This is a genomic window from Sinorhizobium saheli (genome assembly GCF_001651875.1).
Lineage (GTDB): Bacteria > Pseudomonadota > Alphaproteobacteria > Rhizobiales > Rhizobiaceae > Sinorhizobium > Sinorhizobium saheli.
The window spans coordinates 33,379-52,087 of record NZ_LNQB01000065.1; the positions used below are offsets into that span (position 1 = coordinate 33,379).

Here is an 18,709-nt window from a genome sequence, read left to right on the forward strand (position 1 = left end):
CTGGCGCCCCCGCCAGCCCTATCCCGACAGCCGGTACGCCGGGCCGATCGGTGAGCACGGCGCACGAACAGAAGGACGGGAGCGGAATGCGCGCACATGCGTTTGCGCTACCGCTCTACCCGTTTGTTCTTGCTGCATTTCTGCGACGTCGGGCGTTTCCGCCGGACTGCAAAAGGCTCCAGGGATTTTGTGAGCTCGCTCGGCCACGCGGCTGAAACAGTCGCGCAGCAATTCCGAGACTGACTGGGCGATGCACGGCTTCAGGAAAGATGGCAATCTTCGATGCGGAAATTCATCCGATTTCAGGACTGCCGTCGCCATACCCGATTCAGTGCCGAGCAGCAGCCCGTCCAAAGCAAACATGCCACTGAAAAGGAATAGGTGCTGAAATGCAGCCAATTTAAAAACATCCATGAGATGTAGTGTATGGCCAATGGCGCCCACTGGAAATAGATTTTGACGCGTGGCGCGTGGCGTTCTCAATCGCGCACCCGGAGGATAGGCCCTGGCCGGGGTGCCGCTGCGGCGTGTGAAGCCTTGATTGCATTCACGATTTCGGCTGCGGAACGGACGCCTGCCGACCCGTCGATCCTCTGCGCGCTGTTTCCGCGAACGAGAAGTATTCCCCAGCTTTTGAAGGCCTGTGACGGCCTTTCGGGCGCGGCCGGCTTGCCGGCGGCAGCGACTCACCCGAGTGCGGATTCGAGTTGTCGGGCTGCTGCGTGCGTCAGACGATCACTTGCTCGCCCAGTTCGACGACCCGATTTGCCGGCAGATGGAAATAGTCGGTCGGGTCGATCGCCGAGTCCGCCAGCGCAATGAACAGCCTGTCCTGCCAGTGGGGCATGTTCGACTTCGGGTCTGGAACGAGCTTGCGTCTGCCGAGGTAGAACGACGTCGTCATGATCTCGAACTTGAAGCCCTCCTTGCGACACCGCGCGAGCGCCCGCGAGACGTTCGGGTCGTCCATGAAGCCGAAGCGCAGTTCAAGCCTGCTGAACCGTTCGGAGAGTCTCGTCAGCGTGTAGCGGTCCTTCTCCGGAACATAAGGCACCCTGGCGGTCTTGATCGTCAGGATGACGTTGTGCTCGTGCAGCACGTGATTGTGCTTGATGTTGTGCAACAGGACCGCCGGGGTCATGTCGGGCGTTGCGGTCAGGAAGATTGCGGTGCCCGGCACCACCACGGGAGCGTGTTCGGACTTTCGCTCGACCGCCGCTATGAAGGTGCCGAGCGGCACATCCTGGCGGGCCGTCTTTTCGCGCAGGATCCTGACGCCCCTTCGCCAGGTCCACATCAGCGTCATCATCAGGCCGGCGAAAAGGATGGGCACGTAGCCGCCGTGGTGGACCTTGAACAGGTTGGCGCCGAGAAAGACCAGTTCGAGCAGGAACAGGGGAAGCAGGAACGCGGTCGCGGCCGGCAAGGACCAGCTCCACAAATAGCGGACGAACGCAAAGGCGAGGATCGTGTCGATGATCATCGCGCCGGTGATCGATATGCCGTAGGCCGGGGCAAGAGATTCGGAACTGCCGAACACGAACATGAGGACGAGCACCCCGATCAGCAGCGCACTGTTGACCAGGGGCAGGTAGATCTGGCCCGTCTGCGTCTCCGACGTGTAGCAGATCTCGAATCTCGGCAGGAAGCCGAGATGGATCGCCTGCCGCACCAGCGAAAACGCTCCCGTGATCACCGACTGGCTGGCGATTATCGTTGCGGCGGTGGCGAGAATCACCACCGGCAGGAGAGCCCACTTCGGGAACATCAGGAAAAATGGATCGGACATGGCTTCCGGATGCGACAGCACCATCGCGCCCTGTCCGAGATAGTTCAGGGCGAGCGCTGGAAACACGACGGCGAACCAGGCTGCCTGGATCGGTTGGCGCCCAAAGTGGCCGAGATCGGCATAGAGCGCTTCGGCGCCGGTCACGGTAAGGAAGACGGCGCCGAGCACGATGAATCCCACGAGACCTGCGTTCCATAAAAAGGTGACCGCATGAACCGGATTGAAGGCCGCGAGAATGGCCAGGTCATCGCCGACATGGGCAACGCCCGCCGCCCCCATGACCACGAACCAGATGAGCGTGATCGGCCCGAAGAAGCTCGAGACGGCGCCAGTGCCGCGGGACTGCACGGCAAACAGCATCACCATGATCGCGGCCGAGATCGGCAGGACGTAATCGTCAAGCCCGGGCGTGACGAGCCGCAATCCCTCGACGGCAGAAAGCACCGACAGCGCCGGCGTGATCATGGCATCGCCGATAAAGAGGGCGGCGCCCAGTATGCCCGCCACGAACATGCCCGTCGTATAGCGCGGCGCCCGTCTCATGAGCAGCGCCAGGAGCGAGAGCGTGCCACCCTCGCCGTCGTTGTCGGCGCGAAGCAGGAACAGCACGTATTTGCAGGTGACGATCATCGTCAGCGTCCAGATCATCAGCGAAATGAGGCCGATGACCTCAGCGCGATCGACCCCCTCCGCCGCAAAGGGGCGGAGCGCCTCGCGAAAGGCGTAGAGCGGGCTCGTCCCGATGTCGCCGTAGACGACGCCGATCGATCCAAGGGTAAGGACCAGAAACTGGCGCAGGTTCTTCGCCTGTGCGGGCGCGTGGTCCATGGACGTCGTCATCGGTTCCCCCTGGCGCATCGGCGGCGGCATAACCGGTACCGATGCTTATGTTAAGTGCTACCGGACAAGTTCTCACCGCACAACGCCTCGAGCCGGAGGGAAGTTTCTTCCGCCGCGCGTGGGCCCCGCTCGATTCGCGACCGGGATGGCGTCGAGGGGGTCCGCGATCACGATTCGCCGGACCTGTCTGCAGATTGCAATGCCGCGGCTCTGCGCCACCGGCAGTTGCCGCTCAAGCATTCGAGCGCGGGTAACGGTGCACAGGCGTAATTTCGGCTTGTTCATGTTACAGCAATGACATAAAACGTTACCGCCATCATCAGGCGCGTGTCGCCCGCACTCAACAGCAAATTCGCAAGAATTTCATGCCAAGAGAGGAGACATTTATGTCTATTTCACCCACCAATATTAGCGATAACCAAGCCTCTCTCATGAGCCAGGGCGACATTGCTGCCCGCGTCAAGGCCGCGCGGGAGGCCGTCGGCTACAGTATCGAGGACCTTGCCGTCACCTGCGGCCTTGCCAATATCGAAATCAGCGACATTGAAAGCGGCCGGGACTTCACTCCAGCCAAATTGAAACGCATTGCCGGCGCCCTGCAGGTGCCGCTTTCGGATTTTCTGCCCACCGATATGCAATGACAAGAGCGGCCGGCGCTTTTTCGCGCCGGCGTGCCACTGCCAATTCCCGGTAACAGCTGGCTTTCCCGCGCAAGCATGCGCTTCGTGTCGCTTCGCAGACGCGCGAGCCGTGGCGTCATTCGGCAGGAAGCAGCTCCGCGATCTTCCTGACCAGTAGCGATCCGTCGAACGGCTTCCCCAGCCGGGGAAGCGCGCGGAACCGTTCCGGCAGGTCCGAATCGGCATAGCCCGTCAACAGCAGGATCGGTATGCATCGTGCGACGAGTTCGTCGATGAGGGGATAGACGAACTCGCCGCGCAGATTGAGGTCGAGGGTCGCGATTTCGAAGTGCTCCGCACGGGAGGCTGCAATCGATGCGCTGAGGCTCGTGAACGGCCCGACCACCGTGTAGCCGGCGGCGGCAAGATCGTTCTCGATCTGCAGCGCCACGAGAAACTCGTCTTCAACGACGAGAACCCGGCATCGTCCGGTTAGCGTCATCGGGGCGTTTCCAGCGGGTAGGGAACGTCAATCGTGCAGATCAGCCCTTGCGGTGCGAATTCGAGATGAACTTCGCCCCCGAGGTCGGAGGCGACGACACGCTCCAGGAGGAGGCGGCCGAAGCCGTTGTGTGTCGGCGCCAGGACAGGCGGTCCGCCCGCCTCGCTCCAGCGGATCTGCAGGCGATCGCCTGCGGCGATCGTCCACCCCACCTCGACATTGCCGCTCTTGACCGACAACGCCCCGTGCTTTGCCGCATTGGTGGCAAGCTCATGCGCCGCCATGCCGAGGGTCAGAGCATGCTTGGGCGGCAGCTTCGTGGGTGGGCCCGCAAGCGCCACGTTGTTCTTCGTGTTGTTGTGATAGGGCGCCAGTTCATCCGACAGCACGGTTTCCAGCGAGACCCCGGACCAGCTTGCCTCTGCCAGGCGCGTATGCGTCTGTGCCAGCGCCCGGATGCGGGCGTCGAAGGACCGGTGCGCGTCATGGGCGTCGGGATTGGTCGAATAGGTCTGCCTCGAAATCGAGCTCACGATCGCCAAGGTGTTCTTCACGCGATGGCTGAGCTCCGCGACGAGCATGTTGCGCTGCGCCTCGGCCTCCTTGCGTTCCGTGATGTCCATGCAGACGCCGGTCAGGCGTCCCATGCTGGAGCCGCTGCGCGGCGAAAACTGTCCGAATGCTTCCATCCAGCGGATCGCCCCATCGGGGGTCGTGATCCGATAGATGCAATGATAGTCTCCGCGGGTCTCGATAGCGCTGGCGAGCTCCCGCTCGATAAGGGCAAGATCCTCGGGATGGACGTCTTGCTTGAAATCGGCGAGCGTTCCTCCGAACGTTCCGGGCTCGCGGTGGTGAAGGGCCTCGAGGCCGGGCGACCAGATCACCTGGCCGCTGTCGAGGTTCCACTCCCAGGCTCCCATCCGTCCGGCGCCGAGCGCGATCTGCAGCCGCCGCTCGCTGTTCTGCAGCGCTTCCTCCGTCTGCTTGCGTTCGGTGATGTCTACGGAGGCCGCGACCGCGCCGATCACTTCGCCGGCGGCATCGCGCAAGGGCGTCGCATTGCCGAAGACATAGCGGGACGTCCCATCGTCGAAACGGATCTCTTCCTCGAAATTCTTCACCTCCTCGCCGCGCGCGGCACGCTGCAAGGGCAGTTCCTCCGGCGGGAGCTCTCTCCCTGCGACGAAGACACGGAAATTGCCTGGCCGTTCGCCGGGCGGAGCGGAGAGTGAAAGATTGCTGTCGGGCGGCAGCCTCAACATCTCATAGGAGCACCGGTTGCCGCCGATGACCCGGCAGTCGGGCGTTCGTGCGATCCAGATCAGGGCCGGCGCCGCCTCCATGATCGCCACCAACTCGGCGGCCCGCGCCCTTTCGCTGGCTTCGTTGCGACGCAGCTGTTCTTCCGCCTGCCGCTTCGCCTGCTCGGTCCGCATGCGCTGGATGCTGAAGCCGAGCTGCCGTGCGATGGTCAGGGCCACGCTGATCTCGGTGTCCGCGAAGCCGTGCGGCGCGTCGTAATAGGTCATGAACTTGCCGATCAGCTTGCCTTCCGCAACCAGCGGGATGAAGCCGACCGCACCGATGCCCTCCGCCACGATGGCCTGCCGAAGCGCATCGGAAATCTCGGCACTTGCGATGTCTTCGACGAAGATCGGTTCCGGATCCCTCGCATCCGCCGTCCAGGGGGAATGCCCGTCGACGGCCTGCCGGTAGCGCTCCGAAAGGCCGCGCCAGGCGACGAACCGCATCATCGCCGCCGCGTCGAACAGCAATATGGAGGCGCGGCTGCAGTTCAATGCGGTTTGGATGGCGTCAAGCGCCGCCTCGTAAATCGCCACGATGTCCGTGACCCGCTGCAGCCTTTCGGTGAGCACGTGGAGCGCAGCCTGCTCGCGCAAGCGGGTCGCGAGCGTCTCCCCGGCCCGTTTGCTTTCGGTGATGTCCCGGATGATCTCGGAGGCGCCGATGACCTGGCCCTCAGCATCGCGCACGGGGCAAACCGTGAGCGCGACGTCGATGAGCGTACCGTCCTTGCGCCGGCGCTTCGTCTCATAGCGCTCGATCCGCTCGCCGCCCCGGGAGCGCTCGCGGATTTCAGGCTCCTCGTTCTCATAGCCCGCCGGCGTCAGAATGGTGATCGACCGCCCCATGGCCTCATCGGCGGGATAGCCGAACAGGCGCTCGGCACCGGGGTTCCAGCCCGTAATGATGCCGTTGGCATGCCTCGCCACGATCGCGTCGTCGGAGGCCTCGGCGACCGCGGCAAGATAATCGGAAGTCGGCGCGGCGCTCCGGCGGCCGCTGAAGTCGACGAGGACGTTGACCCCACCGGCGAGCGCCCCCGACTCATCGAAGATCGGCGTCGGATGGGGCATAAGCAGGACGGTCGATTCATCCGGCCGCACCGCGACCACTTCCATTCCCCTGATCGGTCTGCCTTCCTTGAGGGTCCGCGCCATCGGACACTCGTCGTGCGGAAGCGGCGACCCGTCCGGCCAGAGCAGCCGCCAGGAGACGCACCACCGGTCCTGCCCGATCTGAGGCTGGCGCCCGGCGAGCTCGGCGGCGGCACGGTTGCAATAGACGATAATTCCCTCGGCGTTTGTGGCGTAGACCGCGACCGGAAGCGCATCGAGCACCGCAAGCGCCCCCAACGCTCTTCCTGCACCGATCTTTTCGGTCGAACTGTTGGGTCGAGCCTCCGCGCTGCCCATCGTTCCCTCCGCAGCCACCGTAACGCGGGAAAACGCGACTGCTGCGCGTTTGTTCCGGTCCTGCACGCGACGGCCGCCGATTGCGGCATCGTCCGGCTGTAACACCTTGAAACTATGCAGCATTTTCCACCAAGCCAGGATCGATCAGGCGCCGGGCTGTCACAGCAACGACACAGCTCGACTGTAGACCCCCGCCCATCGTCGATGCTAGGTTGTCCAGGTGAAAGGCTTTCTGACTTCGGGGTTGTGGGGGAGATCGATTACCAAACTGGAGACAATCTCATGAGCAGAACTGTGCTGAACGCCTTGGGAACGCCGCTTTACTACAGCGGAAGTTCGAAGGCGTGGTTTTCCGCCACCGGATCCGGGCCAACGCTCTACGGGACTGCCGGCAACGACTCCATGTACGGCGACAGTTCCGTCAACGTCACCATGATCGGCGGCAAGGGCGACGACATCTACTATCTCTATTCGGGGATCAACCGGGCCTCCGAAGCGCCGGGTGAGGGCGTCGACACCATAAACACCTGGATGAGCTATACCCTGCCGGAGAATTTCGAGAACCTGACGGTCACCGGCAACGGGCGCCATGCCTTCGGCAACAGCGGCGACAACATCATCACCGGCGGCTCGGGCAGTCAGACGATCGATGGTCGCGGCGGCAACGATGTCCTGATCGGGGCGGGCGGGTCCGATACCTTCGTCTTTGCGCGAGGCAACGGAAGCGACCTGATCACCGATTTCAACTTCGATGACATCGTTCGCCTCGACGGCTACGGCTTCACCTCGTTCCAGCAGGTCTTGGCCAATGTCGCCCAGGAGGGCGATAACCTCAGGCTCTCCCTTGCTGATGGCGAAAGTCTCGTCTTCGCCAACACTACTGCGGACGAATTGCAGGCGAGCCAGTTCCGGTTGACCCTGGACCGCACCGCCCTGACGCAAACCTTCTCGGACGATTTCAACACCCTTCAACTGCGCAGCGGCACGAGCGGGGTTTGGGACGCCAAATTCTGGTGGGCGCCGGAAAAGGGCAGCAGCCTTTCCGGAAATGGCGAACTGCAATGGTACATCAATCCGAGCTATGAGCCGACCGCCTCCGCCAACCCGTTTTCGGTCAAGGACGGCGTGCTGACGATCACCGCCGCGCCGGCGTCGGAGGCCATCCAGGCCGAGATCAACGGCTATGATTACACGTCCGGGCTGCTGACGACCTATTCGTCCTTTTCCCAGACCTACGGCTATTTCGAAATGCGGGCCGACATGCCCAACGATCAGGGTGCCTGGCCTGCTTTCTGGCTGCTTCCCGCCGACGGCTCCTGGCCTCCGGAGCTCGACGTCGTGGAAATGCGCGGGCAGGACCCGAATACCGTTATCGCCACCGTGCATTCCAATGAAACCGGCTCCCAGACCAGTGTCATAAATTCCGTGAAAGTCGCCGACACCAGCGGATTCCACAAATACGGCGTGCTTTGGACGGAAGACGAGATCGTCTGGTACTTCGATGATGCCGCGGTCGCACGCGCCGATACGCCCTCGGACATGCATGACCCGATGTATATGCTCGTCAACCTCGCGGTCGGCGGCATCGCCGGCGCGCCCACCGACGGGCTGGTCGACGGGTCCGAAATGAAGATCGATTACATCAAGGCCTATTCGCTCGACGACTGGATGGTCTGACCGCGCGGCGTTTTTCTGCCGATCGGCGCCTGCCGGCCCCCGAGCTCGAGCATGAGCTCATGAAATGCGCCGTCCGCGTCCGCTCCTCATCCGGCCTGCCGCCCACCTTCGCCCCGCAGGCGGCAGCGCGCGGGGAGAGGGCTGGTCCTCGGGTCGAACCCGAGGAGAGGGGCAAGACCCGAGGAGCGCGGCGGCTCACTTCTGAATGCAGGTGTCGGCCGTGTCCTTGGTGCATTCGTCGAGGCCGGTGAAGACCGGGTCCTCGACGGGCTTGCCGGCGATCAGGTCGAGCATCACCGAAGGCGCCTTGTAGCCCATTTCGAAGGGCCGCTGCCCGACAAGCGCCGTTACCAGTCCTTCCTTTGCGATCGCTACCTCCTCGCCGATCGTGTCGGCCGCGCCGATGACGAATTCGTTCTTGGCGAGCTTGTCGGCCATGGGCTTGACCAGGTCGCGGTAGGGCTGCGGCGCCCCGAAGAGCGGCCATCCGCCCATGATGCCGAACGCATCGAGGTCGGGATTGGCGGCAAGGATATCGGTCATCGCCTGGACACCCTTGGCGCCGTCGTCATTGGTGAAGACCGGGCAGCCGGCAACTTCGGTCCAGCCGCCTTCACCCTTGAGCTCCGCCAGATCCTTCTGGCCGGTAAGCGCGTCGCGCATGCCCTGGGCGCGGCGCAGGATGTTGTCGGCGCCAGGATTGCCCTCGATCGTGCAGATCTTGCCGCCGTTCGGCTTGGCCTTCTTGATATATTCGCCGATGCGGTAGCCCATCAGATAATTGTCGGTTCCGAGGTAGGTCTTGCGAAGCGCCGAATCCTCGGCGGCGAGATCGGCGTCGACCGTCATCACCGGGATCGTCGGATTGGCGGTTCTGAGCGTCTGCGCGATGAGCTTGGCGTTGGAGGGCGAGATGGCGATGGCGGCGGTCTCTGCCTTTCCGAGCATGTCCTGGACGATCTGCGCCTCGCCGGCCTCGTCCGATGTCGACGCGGGGCCGGTGTAGAAGCACTCATATTCCGAATCCGGATTCTCCTTGTTCCACTTCTGGCAACCCTGGTTGATCGCTTCGAAGAACGGGTTGTCGAGGCCCTTGACGACGATGACGAGCTGCTTCTTCTGGGCCATGGCCGTTCCGGCGCTGAGTGCCAATGCGGCGACGGCAAGCAATAGTGCCTTCCTCATTCCTTCCTCCCTTGAAAAAACGGACACCCATGTGCCCGCCATGCAATTCAACCCGGATACCAGACGATGCGCGGATCATCCGGGGAGCGCCGATAGCGCCAGGCCGATTCGATGAGCTTCTCCAGATCGTAGGATGGCCGCCACTCCAGGAGGTACCTGGCCTTCGTGTTGTCCATCCAGTTGGAGTGGAACCGGCTTTGTATGTCGACGGAACCAAGACCGCGCGTGCGGGCGAGGTAGGCGGCGACCTCGCCGTAATCGACCGGTTGGTCCATCGCGATGTTGAAGAGCTCGCCGGACGCACGCGGATTGTCGAGTGCCGCCAGGATCGCGGATACGAGGTCGTCGACATGCACGAAGTTACGCTTCAGCGGGCGCCCGTCGGCGTCGCGCAGCAGCGGCACGGTGCCCTCGCTCGCATAGCGCTTCGCATCCGCTTCGGGAACGAGCGTCTTCCAGTCCGGCCCGCCGAACACGTCGTTACCGAAGGACAGCGTGTATTTGAAATCGTCCTTCTCCATGATCCATGGGGCGCGCAGGCAGCAGCCGTTCAGTCCGTACTGGATGCCGTATTGCGTGAGTATCACCTCTTCCAGCACCTTCGACAGCGCGTAGCATCCGGGATAGGCGCGGTGCGGGGTCGCCTCGGTGAGCGGCCCGGCGTGGCGATGGTAGAAATGGCCGATCCCGGCGTCGCCGCCGATGAGGATGAACTGCCGCGCGGTGGTGCTGACGCGAAATGCTTCAAGCAGCCAGAACAGGCCCTTGACCGTCACGTCCACGACGCTGTCGGGGGTCTCCTTGCAGGTGGCGAGATGCACGACATGCGTGACACCGGACAGCGCCCGCTCGACGACCTCCCGTTCGGCGATCGAACCGCGCATCACCTCGGTCCGGTCGGTTTCGGCGCACAAACGATTATGGCAAAGCGCGCGGATGCGCGCCTTGGAAAAACGCGGATCGTCAAGCAGCCCCGCGATGAAGTGCCGCCCGACCTTGCCCGTTGCACCGGTGACAAGGATCAGCATGCTCTCCTCCTGCCACTAGCTAATATCTGCTTGGCGCGAACGTCAACGGCTATTTGTCATACAATATGAATTAGCCCGTATGTGCGGCCCGATTCGTAGGACAATTGATTGACGCTATCGCGCGCTTTTGCGTAAATGGGCGAACCCGTTCCCGGGGAGGAGAACGGGAAAGCGATCGCGGCGGCGGCGAGGGTTCTGGTTTCGGGAGGCTAGATGGCTGTGGCGGTCCTCGAACTCGCCAATATTTCCAAGCATTTCGGCGCCATACAGGCGGTAAGCGACGTCTCTCTGTCGCTTCACGCCGGCGAAGTCGTCGGCCTCATGGGCGACAACGGCGCCGGCAAGTCGACGCTGGTCAAGATGATTGCCGGCAATTTCCGGCCGAGCCATGGAAAGATGCTCCTCGAGGGCACCGAACTCGTCCTGCATCGTCCGGTGGAGGCACGCCAGCACGGCATCGAGATCGTCTACCAGGATCTCGCGCTCTGCGACAACCTGACGGCGGCGGCGAACGTCTTTCTCGGGCGGGAGCTCAGGCGCGGCGTCGGGCCGCTGCGCATCCTTGACTACAAGGCCATGTACCGGCGCGCCGGTGAGATCTTCAAGGAGCTGAAGTCGGAAACGCGGGCCCGCGACCTCGTCAAGCAGATGTCGGGCGGCCAGCGGCAAGCGGTCGCCATCGCCCGCACCATGCTTTCCGAGGCCAAGATCGTGCTGATGGACGAGCCGACGGCGGCGATCTCGGTGCGGCAGGTGGCGGAGGTCCTCAATCTGATCCGCGAGTTGCGGGAGCGGGGCATCGCCGTCGTGCTCATCAGCCATCGCATGCCGGACGTCTTCGACGTTGCAACCCGCGTCGTCGTGATGCGGCGGGGCAGGAAGGTCGCCGACAAGCCGATCGCGGCAACGTCGCCGGAAGAGGTGACCGGGCTGATCACCGGCGCCATAGAACAGGTGTGAACGCTTTTAACGGGGTGAGACGCGGGATCCGAGGCAGCCGCACGCACCTCCCTCCCGCGACAGGAAGCGAAGGGCAACCATGGCAATTACGCTCGATCGGGCGATCGGAGAGAGGCAGCGGGGCTGGCTGGCGTCGATGCTGGGGAGCCAGGCGTTCTGGGTTCTGCTCGCCGTGATTCTCGCCTGCATATTCCTGTCCTTTGCCACCGATTCTTTCGCGACGCCGAAGAACCTCTACAACATCACGCGCAACTTCACCTTCGTTGCGATCATCGCGCTCGGCATGACGCTGGTGATCATCACCGGCGGCATCGATCTTTCCGTCGGCTCGGTCCTCTGTCTCTGCAGCATGATCCTCGCAGTGGTGATGAATGCCGGCTACAGCATCGAGGTCGGGATTGCCGCCTCGGTCGCGACCGCGCTGATCATCGGCGCGTTCAACGGCCTGATGATCGCCTATCTCGGCTTCCCGCCCTTCGTGATCACGCTCGGCATGCTGTCGATCGCGCGAAGCCTGGCAATGGTCGCCTCCAACAACACCGTCGTCTTCCAGTTCGGACCGGATCACGACACTCTGCTGGCGCTCGGCGGCGGCGCCTGGTTCCTCGGCATTGCCAATCCGGTGCTCTACATGATCGTCCTCGCCCTGCTCACCGGCTTCGTGCTGCGCTGGACCAAGTTCGGCCGCTACGTCTTCGCGATCGGCGGCAACGAGCATGCGGCAACGCTGACGGGCGTGCCGGTCAGGCGGATCAAGGTCATCGTCTACATGATCTCGGCGCTTTCGGCGGGGATCGCCGGCATCATCCAGACCGGCTGGCTCGGCGCCGTCACCACCAATATCGGCGCGGGGATGGAGCTTCAGGTCATCGCCGCCGCCGTCATCGGCGGCGCCAACCTGGCGGGCGGCGTCGGCACCGCGTCCGGCGCCTTGATCGGCGCGGCGCTCATCGAAGTGATCCGCAACAGCCTCGGGCTTCTCGGCATCAACGCCTTCTGGCAGGGAACCTTCATCGGCGGCGCCATCGTCTTCGCCGTCCTCTTCGACCGCATCCGCAATGTGCGGCAGAGCGAATGACGTGGCGGCAGGGAGGCAAGGCGGAAGGTGAACTTGCGGCCGCACATGGTCCTAAAGATTCAGGAAAACGCCTGCGGTCTCAGCCTTTCGCGAGGATGCGGCGCATCTCCTTCATCGCGGCGTCGAGCTGCGGATCGCGGCCGTCCGCATAGGGAAGCGTGAACGGAACGGCGATATCGGGCCCGACACCGCGGCCCTCCAGCCGCACGCCCTCGTCGATGATGGCGTCCGAGACGGCAAGCTCGAGCAAACTGTCGTCGGGGAGCAGATAGGCGCGTCCGGCGAGAAGCGCGCCCGCCGTGCGCGTTCCGACGAGCGGAATTCCGTTCGCCTTCAGCGCATAGGCGAAGAGTTCGAGACCGCTTCTGGCGCCTTCGTCGATGATGGCGACGACCGGTCGGCGCCAGCGGACATTGGCGAGGATGTCCTTTCCGCTGCGCGGCACCAGCCGGAAGGTCGGCGTATCGCCGACGAAGAGCTCGGCGGCGTCTGGCGGACCGCCGCCCCAGCGGCCCCGCAGGTCGACGATGACGCCATCGGCATCCTTGAGGCGTCCGACCGCCAGCTCGCGGGCAACGATATCGAGGCCGTCCCGGGTGGAAAGCGTCCACAGGCGCAGATAACCGACGCGACGGCCTTCGCTTTCATCGATCGTCATGCTGTTCTCGATCGCCCGCTCGAATGCAGCGAGCGGCCTCGCTCGATCGACCTTGGCGGTGACGGTGAAGGGGGGCGCGTCCCGGTGACGCCTGAGGCTGATCTCCACCGCCTGGCCGCTCTTGTTTCGGAAGGACCCGATTTCGTGATAGGGGGCACCGTCCACCGACAGGACCTCGTCGCCGACCCGGATGCCGGCGCGGTCGGCCGCCAGGCCGTCATAGACGTCGCTGACGAAGCGCCGGCCGTTTTCGAGCCGCGTGACCATGCCGATGCCGTCATAGCGGACCTCGCCGTCCGGCGGAAACAGCCGCTTGGCATCATTGCGGATGGCAAAGCGGAAGATGTCGGCGAGTTCGTAATAGGCGATCGTGTCCGGCTTGAAGCGGCCCGTATGCGACGCCTCGAGACTGGCGAGCACCCGTTCGATCGCCGCATCGACGTCGGGCGCCTCGCTTTTCGCCGTCAGCGGCTGGTCCGCCTTGGAGAGTTCCCGCCGCACCGCGCCGCCAAAACGATCGAGCGCGGAAGCATCATGGAAATTCTCGACCACGAGGGCGACGACGCGGTCGAACACCGGGTGGCCGGACCGCGGCAAATCGAGGCCAAGGCTTTGGCCGGGAATGATGAGAAGCAGGAGCGCTGTCAGCAGGACCCTTGGCATCGTCGCGTGCATGGACGGACCTCCGTTCCTTGAAGATCATACCGGCAGAACCACGGCTGCAGCGAGCCTGCGATCAACAAGATTCCGTGAGCATCCGTGACCGTAGCGGATGCTCACGGATCTTCCTCCGGAACAACCGCCGGTCACCGTGGTTGAAGGCATCGCTATGGAAAATCGGTTCAAAGACCGAGCAATGGTCCTCTATCTGACAAGCCTGGCATCGCTGCTGCTCGCCGCTCTCAGCCTCGGCCCTTCCTATGCCCACGTGCTGGAGGCGCCGCCGAGGCTCGTCGTCTGGTCTCCCGAGCTATGGCGGGAAACCACGGTCTTCAATGGCCAGTTCGCGCTTTTCGCGAAGGTCGGCGGTCCGGTCGACGTGGCCGCCATACTCAGCGCGTCCTTGCTTGCCTACCTGCTCGCGAGCGAGAGGCCGGCCTTCTGGTTCGCCCTGGGGGGCGCCGTTCTTTTGGCCGCAGGGCTTGCGGCCTGGTTCACGCTCGTCGCGCCGGCAAACGCGATCCTGGCATCCTGGAGACCGGGGCCGATCCCGCCGGACTTCGAGGCGGTGCGGTTGAGATGGGAGACCGGCCACATGGCCGTTGCCGCCGCGAAGTTGCTCGGCTTCGCGGCGATCTCGGCCGCGCTCCTGGCGCCGGGCGAGTCATCCTAGTGGCAATACCCAGCAGACCCCTCCCGATTTCAGGGCAACATGCTTGCGATCAGCCGCGGCTCTTCGATCCGCTCTGACGCAGATGGCCGAAGCGGAAGCCGCCCGCCGCGGCGGCACGCACCATCATCATTTCTCCGATGGTCTCATGCGTCATCAGCCCGACCAGGCGGTCCGCACCGTCGAGCACGGCGACCGCCGGCGAATTCGCGCTCTGCATGAGCTTGAGGCTCTCTTCGAGACGCTTGCGGTGATGGACCGTCGGTATGTCGCGGCGCATTGCGGCGACCACCGGCGTCGCCGGACCTCTTTCCTTCAGCGTACGGATCATGTCGTCGCGCGTCAGCAGGCCCTCGAAGCGGCCGGCGGCATCGACCACCGGGAACTCGCGCTGCGTCGTCGCAAGCAGGGTGTCGATCGCATCGTCGATGGTTGCCGAGCGGTCGAGGCTTGCGAACTCGGTGATCATGACATCGGCGATCAGGACGCTACCCGAGATTTCCCGGATCTGGGCGTTCTGCGCCTCGGCCGTCGCCGCCAGATAAACGAAGATGCCGATGAAGATCAGCAGCGGATTGTAGAACAGGCCGACGAAGCCGAAGACGAAAGCAAGCCCCTGGCCGATCATCGCGGCAATCTGCGTTGCGCGCGACCAGCTCAGCCGCGAGGCGAGCGCCGCTCTCAGCACCCGGCCGCCGTCCATCGGGAAGGCCGGGATCATGTTGAACAGCACGAGGAAGACGTTGACCCCGGCAAGACGTGCGAGAAAGCCCCCCTGCGGATCTTCGACGTCTGCCATCTGGTCCATTCCGACCGTGGTGCCGAGCATGGCGATGAGCACCGCTGCGATCGCGACGTTGACCAGCGGGCCGGCGATGGCGATGACGAACTCCTGGCCGGGTTCCTCCGGCATGCGCTCGAGCCGGGCGACACCGCCGATCGGCAACAATGTGATGTCCGGCGTGTTGATGCCGAAACGGCGCGCCGCGGCGATATGGCCGAATTCATGCAGCACGACGCAGACGAAAACCGCGATGACGAAGGCGATGCCTTCCACGGCGGCCGGCGTACCGCCGATCCGGTAATGCATCAGCCATATCCAGACGAGAAGCAGCGCGAAGGTCACATGCACGCGGATGGCCGTGCCGGCAATCGTTCCAAGTTTGATGGACCAGCCCATGGGCGATACGCTCCCGTCGCGTCGCGACTCCGTCCCCGCGGCTGCGCAGGAGGTCGTCGTCGCCATCCTGGCCGACAGGGCGCATTCATGATGACAGCGCCGGACCGGATAGACAATCCGGTCAATCCATCGCAAGGCGGCCAGTCATCTAATCGGCATGGACGGGGATCGTTCCGCTAACCCCTGTAAAGAGGGATATCCCGCCCCCGCCGTTTGCCGTGTGCGGCGCGATCACCTGCTTTGCAGCGAGGTGGGTGAAGTGTATATATCGTATTTTTCGATATAAAACAAAATAGTTGAAATAAAAAATCATACAGTTTAGCTTTGCCCAAAATCGAATTCAACAAACGAGGAAGCCCATGCGAGCCAAAGCGACCCTTAACCGGGAATACACGATCTCGTCCGTCGACAAGCGGGTTTATGGTTCTTTCCTGGAGCATATGGGTCGTGCGGTCTATACCGGCATCTACGAGCCCGGCCACGAGACGGCGGACGAGAACGGCTTTCGCACCGATGTGCTCGACATGGTGCGCGACCTCGAAATGCCGATCGTGCGTTATCCCGGCGGCAACTTCGTTTCCGCCTATCGCTGGGAGGACGGGATCGGGCCGCGGAGCGAACGGCCGGTGCGGCTGGATCTTGCATGGCGCACGCGCGAAACCAACCAGATCGGCGTCAACGAATTCTCCGACTGGGCCAGGCTCGCCGGCACCGAGATGATGCTGGCGATGAATCTTGGCTCGCGCGGTCTCGATGACGCCCGCAATTTCCTCGAATACTGCAACCATCCGGGCGGCACCTACTGGAGCGACCTGCGCGCCAGGCACGGCTACAAGGAGCCGCACAACGTGCGCGTCTGGTGCCTCGGCAACGAGATGGACGGGCCCTGGCAGGTCGGGCACAAGAGTGCCGCCGAATACGGGCACCTCGCCAACGAGGTGAGCAAGGCCTTCAAATATTTCGACAAGACCCTGGAAACGGTGGTCTGCGGCTCGTCGAACGACAAGATGAAGACCTATCCGGAATGGGAGGCGACGGTTCTCGACGCCAGCTACGACAGCGTCGACTACATCTCGCTGCACAAGTATTTCGGCAACGAGGAGCAGGATACGCTCAACTACTACGCCAAGGCGATCGATCTCGACCGCTACATCGTCACGATCGGCGGCGTCATCGACTATATCAAGGCGAAGAAGCGCTCCAGGCGCGACGTGAAGATCTGCTTCGACGAGTGGAACGTCTGGTATCACGATCGCAAGGAGGACGGCGAGCGCATCACCAGCTGGGACTGGCCGGAAGCGCCGCCGCTGCTCGAAGAGCTTTACAATCTCGAGGACGCGATCTTCGTCGGCTCGCTGCTCAACGTCTTCATGCGCCGGTCCGACCGGATCAAGATCGCCTGCATGGCGCAGCTCGTCAACGTCATCGCGCCGATCCTCACCAAGGCCGGCGGGCCCGCCTGGCGCCAATCGATCTATTATCCGCTGCAATATGCCTCGAAATACGGGCGCGGCACGGCGCTCGCCGTGGCGCAGGCGGGTCCGACCTATGATTGCGACGTCGCCCAGGACGTTCCCTATCTCGATCTCTCGGCGGTGCTCAGCGACGACGGCAGGTCGATCGCGGTCTTCGCCATCAACCGCAGCCTCGACGAGCCGCTCGGCGTCACGATCGACCTCCAGGGCTTCAAGGGGGCGAAGATCGTTGAACACCGCATGCTCGCGGGCGACGACCTGAAGGCGCGCAACTCGGTCGAGGATCAAAACCGGATCGTGCCGAAGGCGGGCAGGGAGCTCGCCGTCGACGACGCGGGCGCGCTCGTCGGCTCGCTGCCGCCGAAATCCTACCATTTCGTCCTCTTGTCCGTGGCTTCGGCCTGAGCCTGTCCGTTCCGGGGCGATGGAGGATCGCCCCCGGATTTCACGCCACGATCGGGAGGTCCAATGTCCGGAATCAAGTTGACCGGCGTCAGCAAGTCGTTCGGCGTCGTGAAGGTGATCAACGACGTCGACATCGAAATCGAGCAGGGCGAGTTCGCCGTCTTCGTCGGGCCGTCGGGCTGCGGCAAGTCCACGCTGCTGCGGATGATCGCCGGGCTCGAGGACACGACCGGCGGCGAGATCCGGATCGATGCCGAGGATGTCACCCGCCGGGAGGCTTCGAAGCGCGGCGTCGCGATGGTCTTCCAGTCCTACGCCCTCTATCCGCACCTCTCGGTGTTCGACAACATGGCCTTCAGCCTCTCGATCGCCAGGCGGCCGAAGGCGGAGATCGAAAAGAAGGTGCGGGCAGCCGCCGAGGTCTTGCGCCTTTCCGACTACCTGAACCACAAGCCGAGCCAGCTTTCCGGCGGCCAGCGCCAGCGCGTGGCGATCGGCCGGGCGATCGTGCGCGAGCCGCGCGTCTTCCTGTTCGACGAGCCGCTCTCCAATCTCGACGCCGAGCTCCGGGTCAAGATGCGCATGGAAATCGCCCGCCTGCACCGGCAGATCGGCGCGACGATGGTCTATGTCACCCACGACCAGGTCGAGGCGATGACGCTTGCCGACAAGATCGTCGTCCTGAAGGGCGGCGTGGTCCAGCAGATCGGCGCTCCGCTCGCGCTCTATCGCGACCCGGACAACATGTTCGTCGCGGGCTTCATCGGCTCGCCGGCCATGAATTTCCTAAAAGCGCGCGTCGTGCCCGGTAGCGGCGACGGGCTCACGGTCGAGCTCGACGACGCCCCGGGGGTTCCGTTCGCAATCCGGGCAAAGGCCGGTCTTGCGGCAGGCGAGGAAATTTTCGTCGGCGCCAGGCCGGAGCACATCGCGCTCGGCGAGCGGGAAGGCGGCATCCCGCTCAGAGCGACGGCGGAATTCATCGAGGAACTGGGCGGCACCGGCTACCTGCACGCGCTGACGGCCTCAGGCGAAGAGATAACGCTCGAATGCCGCGGCCAGGAACGGCCGCAGCCGAAGCAGCCGATCCGTCTCACACTGTCGTCCGGGGACGTGTTCGCCTTTGACCGGCAGGGTGCGCGGCTGCGTTGATATCCGCAAATCGGATACGGAGCAGAATTAAGGCATGGCCTGGCGTCCGAGGAGAGGACGCCCGGACAGGAAACGATGCGGCCCGAAGCCGTTGGACTTAGAGCGTCATG

Annotated in this window: 15 protein-coding genes; 7 read left to right on the forward strand and 8 right to left on the reverse strand. The window is 63.7% G+C overall.

From position 1 onward, the window contains the following. Window positions 1–18: 18 nt before the first annotated feature. Together ATB98_RS29455 and ATB98_RS07925 are read right to left on the reverse strand one after the other, a co-directional pair. On the reverse strand, window positions 19–399 hold the full coding sequence (locus ATB98_RS29455) for a hypothetical protein (protein WP_167354066.1): 381 nt from the start codon (window positions 397–399) through the stop codon (window positions 19–21). Between the two features lie 328 nt (window positions 400–727). Next, the gene (locus tag ATB98_RS07925) at window positions 728–2,629 is read right to left on the reverse strand and encodes a potassium transporter Kup (RefSeq protein ID WP_066871588.1); all 1,902 of its coding nucleotides are present in this window, start codon (window positions 2,627–2,629) and stop codon (window positions 728–730) included. 386 nt (window positions 2,630–3,015) lie between these two features. Between ATB98_RS07925 and ATB98_RS07930 the strand changes: the two genes are divergently transcribed. Further along, window positions 3,016–3,270 carry a helix-turn-helix domain-containing protein gene (locus ATB98_RS07930; protein ID WP_066871593.1) on the forward strand — a complete coding sequence of 85 codons (255 nt, stop codon included), beginning with the start codon at window positions 3,016–3,018 and terminating at the stop codon, window positions 3,268–3,270. A 115-nt stretch (window positions 3,271–3,385) separates the two neighbouring features. On the opposite strand, the gene ATB98_RS07935 is transcribed toward ATB98_RS07930, so the two are convergent. Both ATB98_RS07935 and ATB98_RS07940 read right to left on the reverse strand, forming a co-directional pair. Beyond that, entirely contained in the window at window positions 3,386–3,751 is a 366-nt protein-coding gene (locus tag ATB98_RS07935) for a response regulator (RefSeq protein ID WP_066871595.1), read from the reverse strand. Further along, window positions 3,748–6,471: a PAS domain S-box protein gene (locus ATB98_RS07940; RefSeq protein WP_066871817.1), complete on the reverse strand. Its 2,724-nt coding sequence runs from the start codon at window positions 6,469–6,471 to the stop codon at window positions 3,748–3,750. Before ATB98_RS07940 ends, ATB98_RS07935 begins: the two co-directional genes overlap by 4 nt. Before the next feature lie 282 nt (window positions 6,472–6,753). Between ATB98_RS07940 and eglC the strand changes: the two genes are divergently transcribed. After that, window positions 6,754–8,148, forward strand: coding sequence for an endo-1,3-1,4-beta-glycanase EglC (gene eglC, locus ATB98_RS07945; protein WP_066871597.1), 1,395 nt, complete (start codon window positions 6,754–6,756; stop codon window positions 8,146–8,148). Between the two features lie 195 nt (window positions 8,149–8,343). On the opposite strand, the gene ATB98_RS07950 is transcribed toward eglC, so the two are convergent. Together ATB98_RS07950 and ATB98_RS07955 are read right to left on the reverse strand one after the other, a co-directional pair. Next, on the reverse strand, window positions 8,344–9,333 hold the full coding sequence (locus tag ATB98_RS07950) for a sugar-binding protein (RefSeq protein WP_066871600.1): 990 nt from the start codon (window positions 9,331–9,333) through the stop codon (window positions 8,344–8,346). A 47-nt stretch (window positions 9,334–9,380) separates the two neighbouring features. Beyond that, window positions 9,381–10,361: an NAD-dependent epimerase/dehydratase family protein gene (locus ATB98_RS07955; protein WP_066871603.1), complete on the reverse strand. Its 981-nt coding sequence runs from the start codon at window positions 10,359–10,361 to the stop codon at window positions 9,381–9,383. Window positions 10,362–10,574: 213 nt separating this feature from the next. Between ATB98_RS07955 and ATB98_RS07960 the strand changes: the two genes are divergently transcribed. Then, entirely contained in the window at window positions 10,575–11,321 is a 747-nt protein-coding gene (locus ATB98_RS07960; RefSeq protein ID WP_153435888.1) for an ATP-binding cassette domain-containing protein, read from the forward strand. A gap of 79 nt (window positions 11,322–11,400) precedes the next feature. After that, window positions 11,401–12,399 (forward strand): ABC transporter permease, encoded by a 999-nt coding sequence (locus ATB98_RS07965; protein WP_066871607.1) that lies wholly within the window; start codon window positions 11,401–11,403, stop codon window positions 12,397–12,399. A gap of 79 nt (window positions 12,400–12,478) precedes the next feature. On the opposite strand, the gene ATB98_RS07970 is transcribed toward ATB98_RS07965, so the two are convergent. Then, the gene (locus tag ATB98_RS07970) at window positions 12,479–13,732 is read right to left on the reverse strand and encodes a S41 family peptidase (protein WP_066871610.1); all 1,254 of its coding nucleotides are present in this window, start codon (window positions 13,730–13,732) and stop codon (window positions 12,479–12,481) included. A 181-nt stretch (window positions 13,733–13,913) separates the two neighbouring features. On the opposite strand from ATB98_RS07970, the gene ATB98_RS07975 reads away from it, so the two are divergent. Continuing rightward, window positions 13,914–14,390, forward strand: coding sequence for a hypothetical protein (locus tag ATB98_RS07975; RefSeq protein ID WP_066871613.1), 477 nt, complete (start codon window positions 13,914–13,916; stop codon window positions 14,388–14,390). A gap of 49 nt (window positions 14,391–14,439) precedes the next feature. Here ATB98_RS07975 and ATB98_RS07980 read toward each other — a convergent pair whose 3' ends face one another. Continuing rightward, window positions 14,440–15,567, reverse strand: a complete 1,128-nt coding sequence (locus ATB98_RS07980; RefSeq protein ID WP_066871616.1) for a site-2 protease family protein — start codon at window positions 15,565–15,567, stop codon at window positions 14,440–14,442. 359 nt (window positions 15,568–15,926) lie between these two features. Here ATB98_RS07980 and arfA point away from each other — a divergent pair, with 359 nt between their 5' ends. Both arfA and ATB98_RS07990 read left to right on the forward strand, forming a co-directional pair. Further along, on the forward strand, window positions 15,927–17,447 hold the full coding sequence (gene arfA, locus ATB98_RS07985) for an arabinosylfuranosidase ArfA (RefSeq protein WP_066871619.1): 1,521 nt from the start codon (window positions 15,927–15,929) through the stop codon (window positions 17,445–17,447). A 63-nt stretch (window positions 17,448–17,510) separates the two neighbouring features. After that, window positions 17,511–18,599, forward strand: coding sequence for an ABC transporter ATP-binding protein (locus tag ATB98_RS07990; protein ID WP_066871622.1), 1,089 nt, complete (start codon window positions 17,511–17,513; stop codon window positions 18,597–18,599). Window positions 18,600–18,709: the final 110 nt, after the last annotated feature.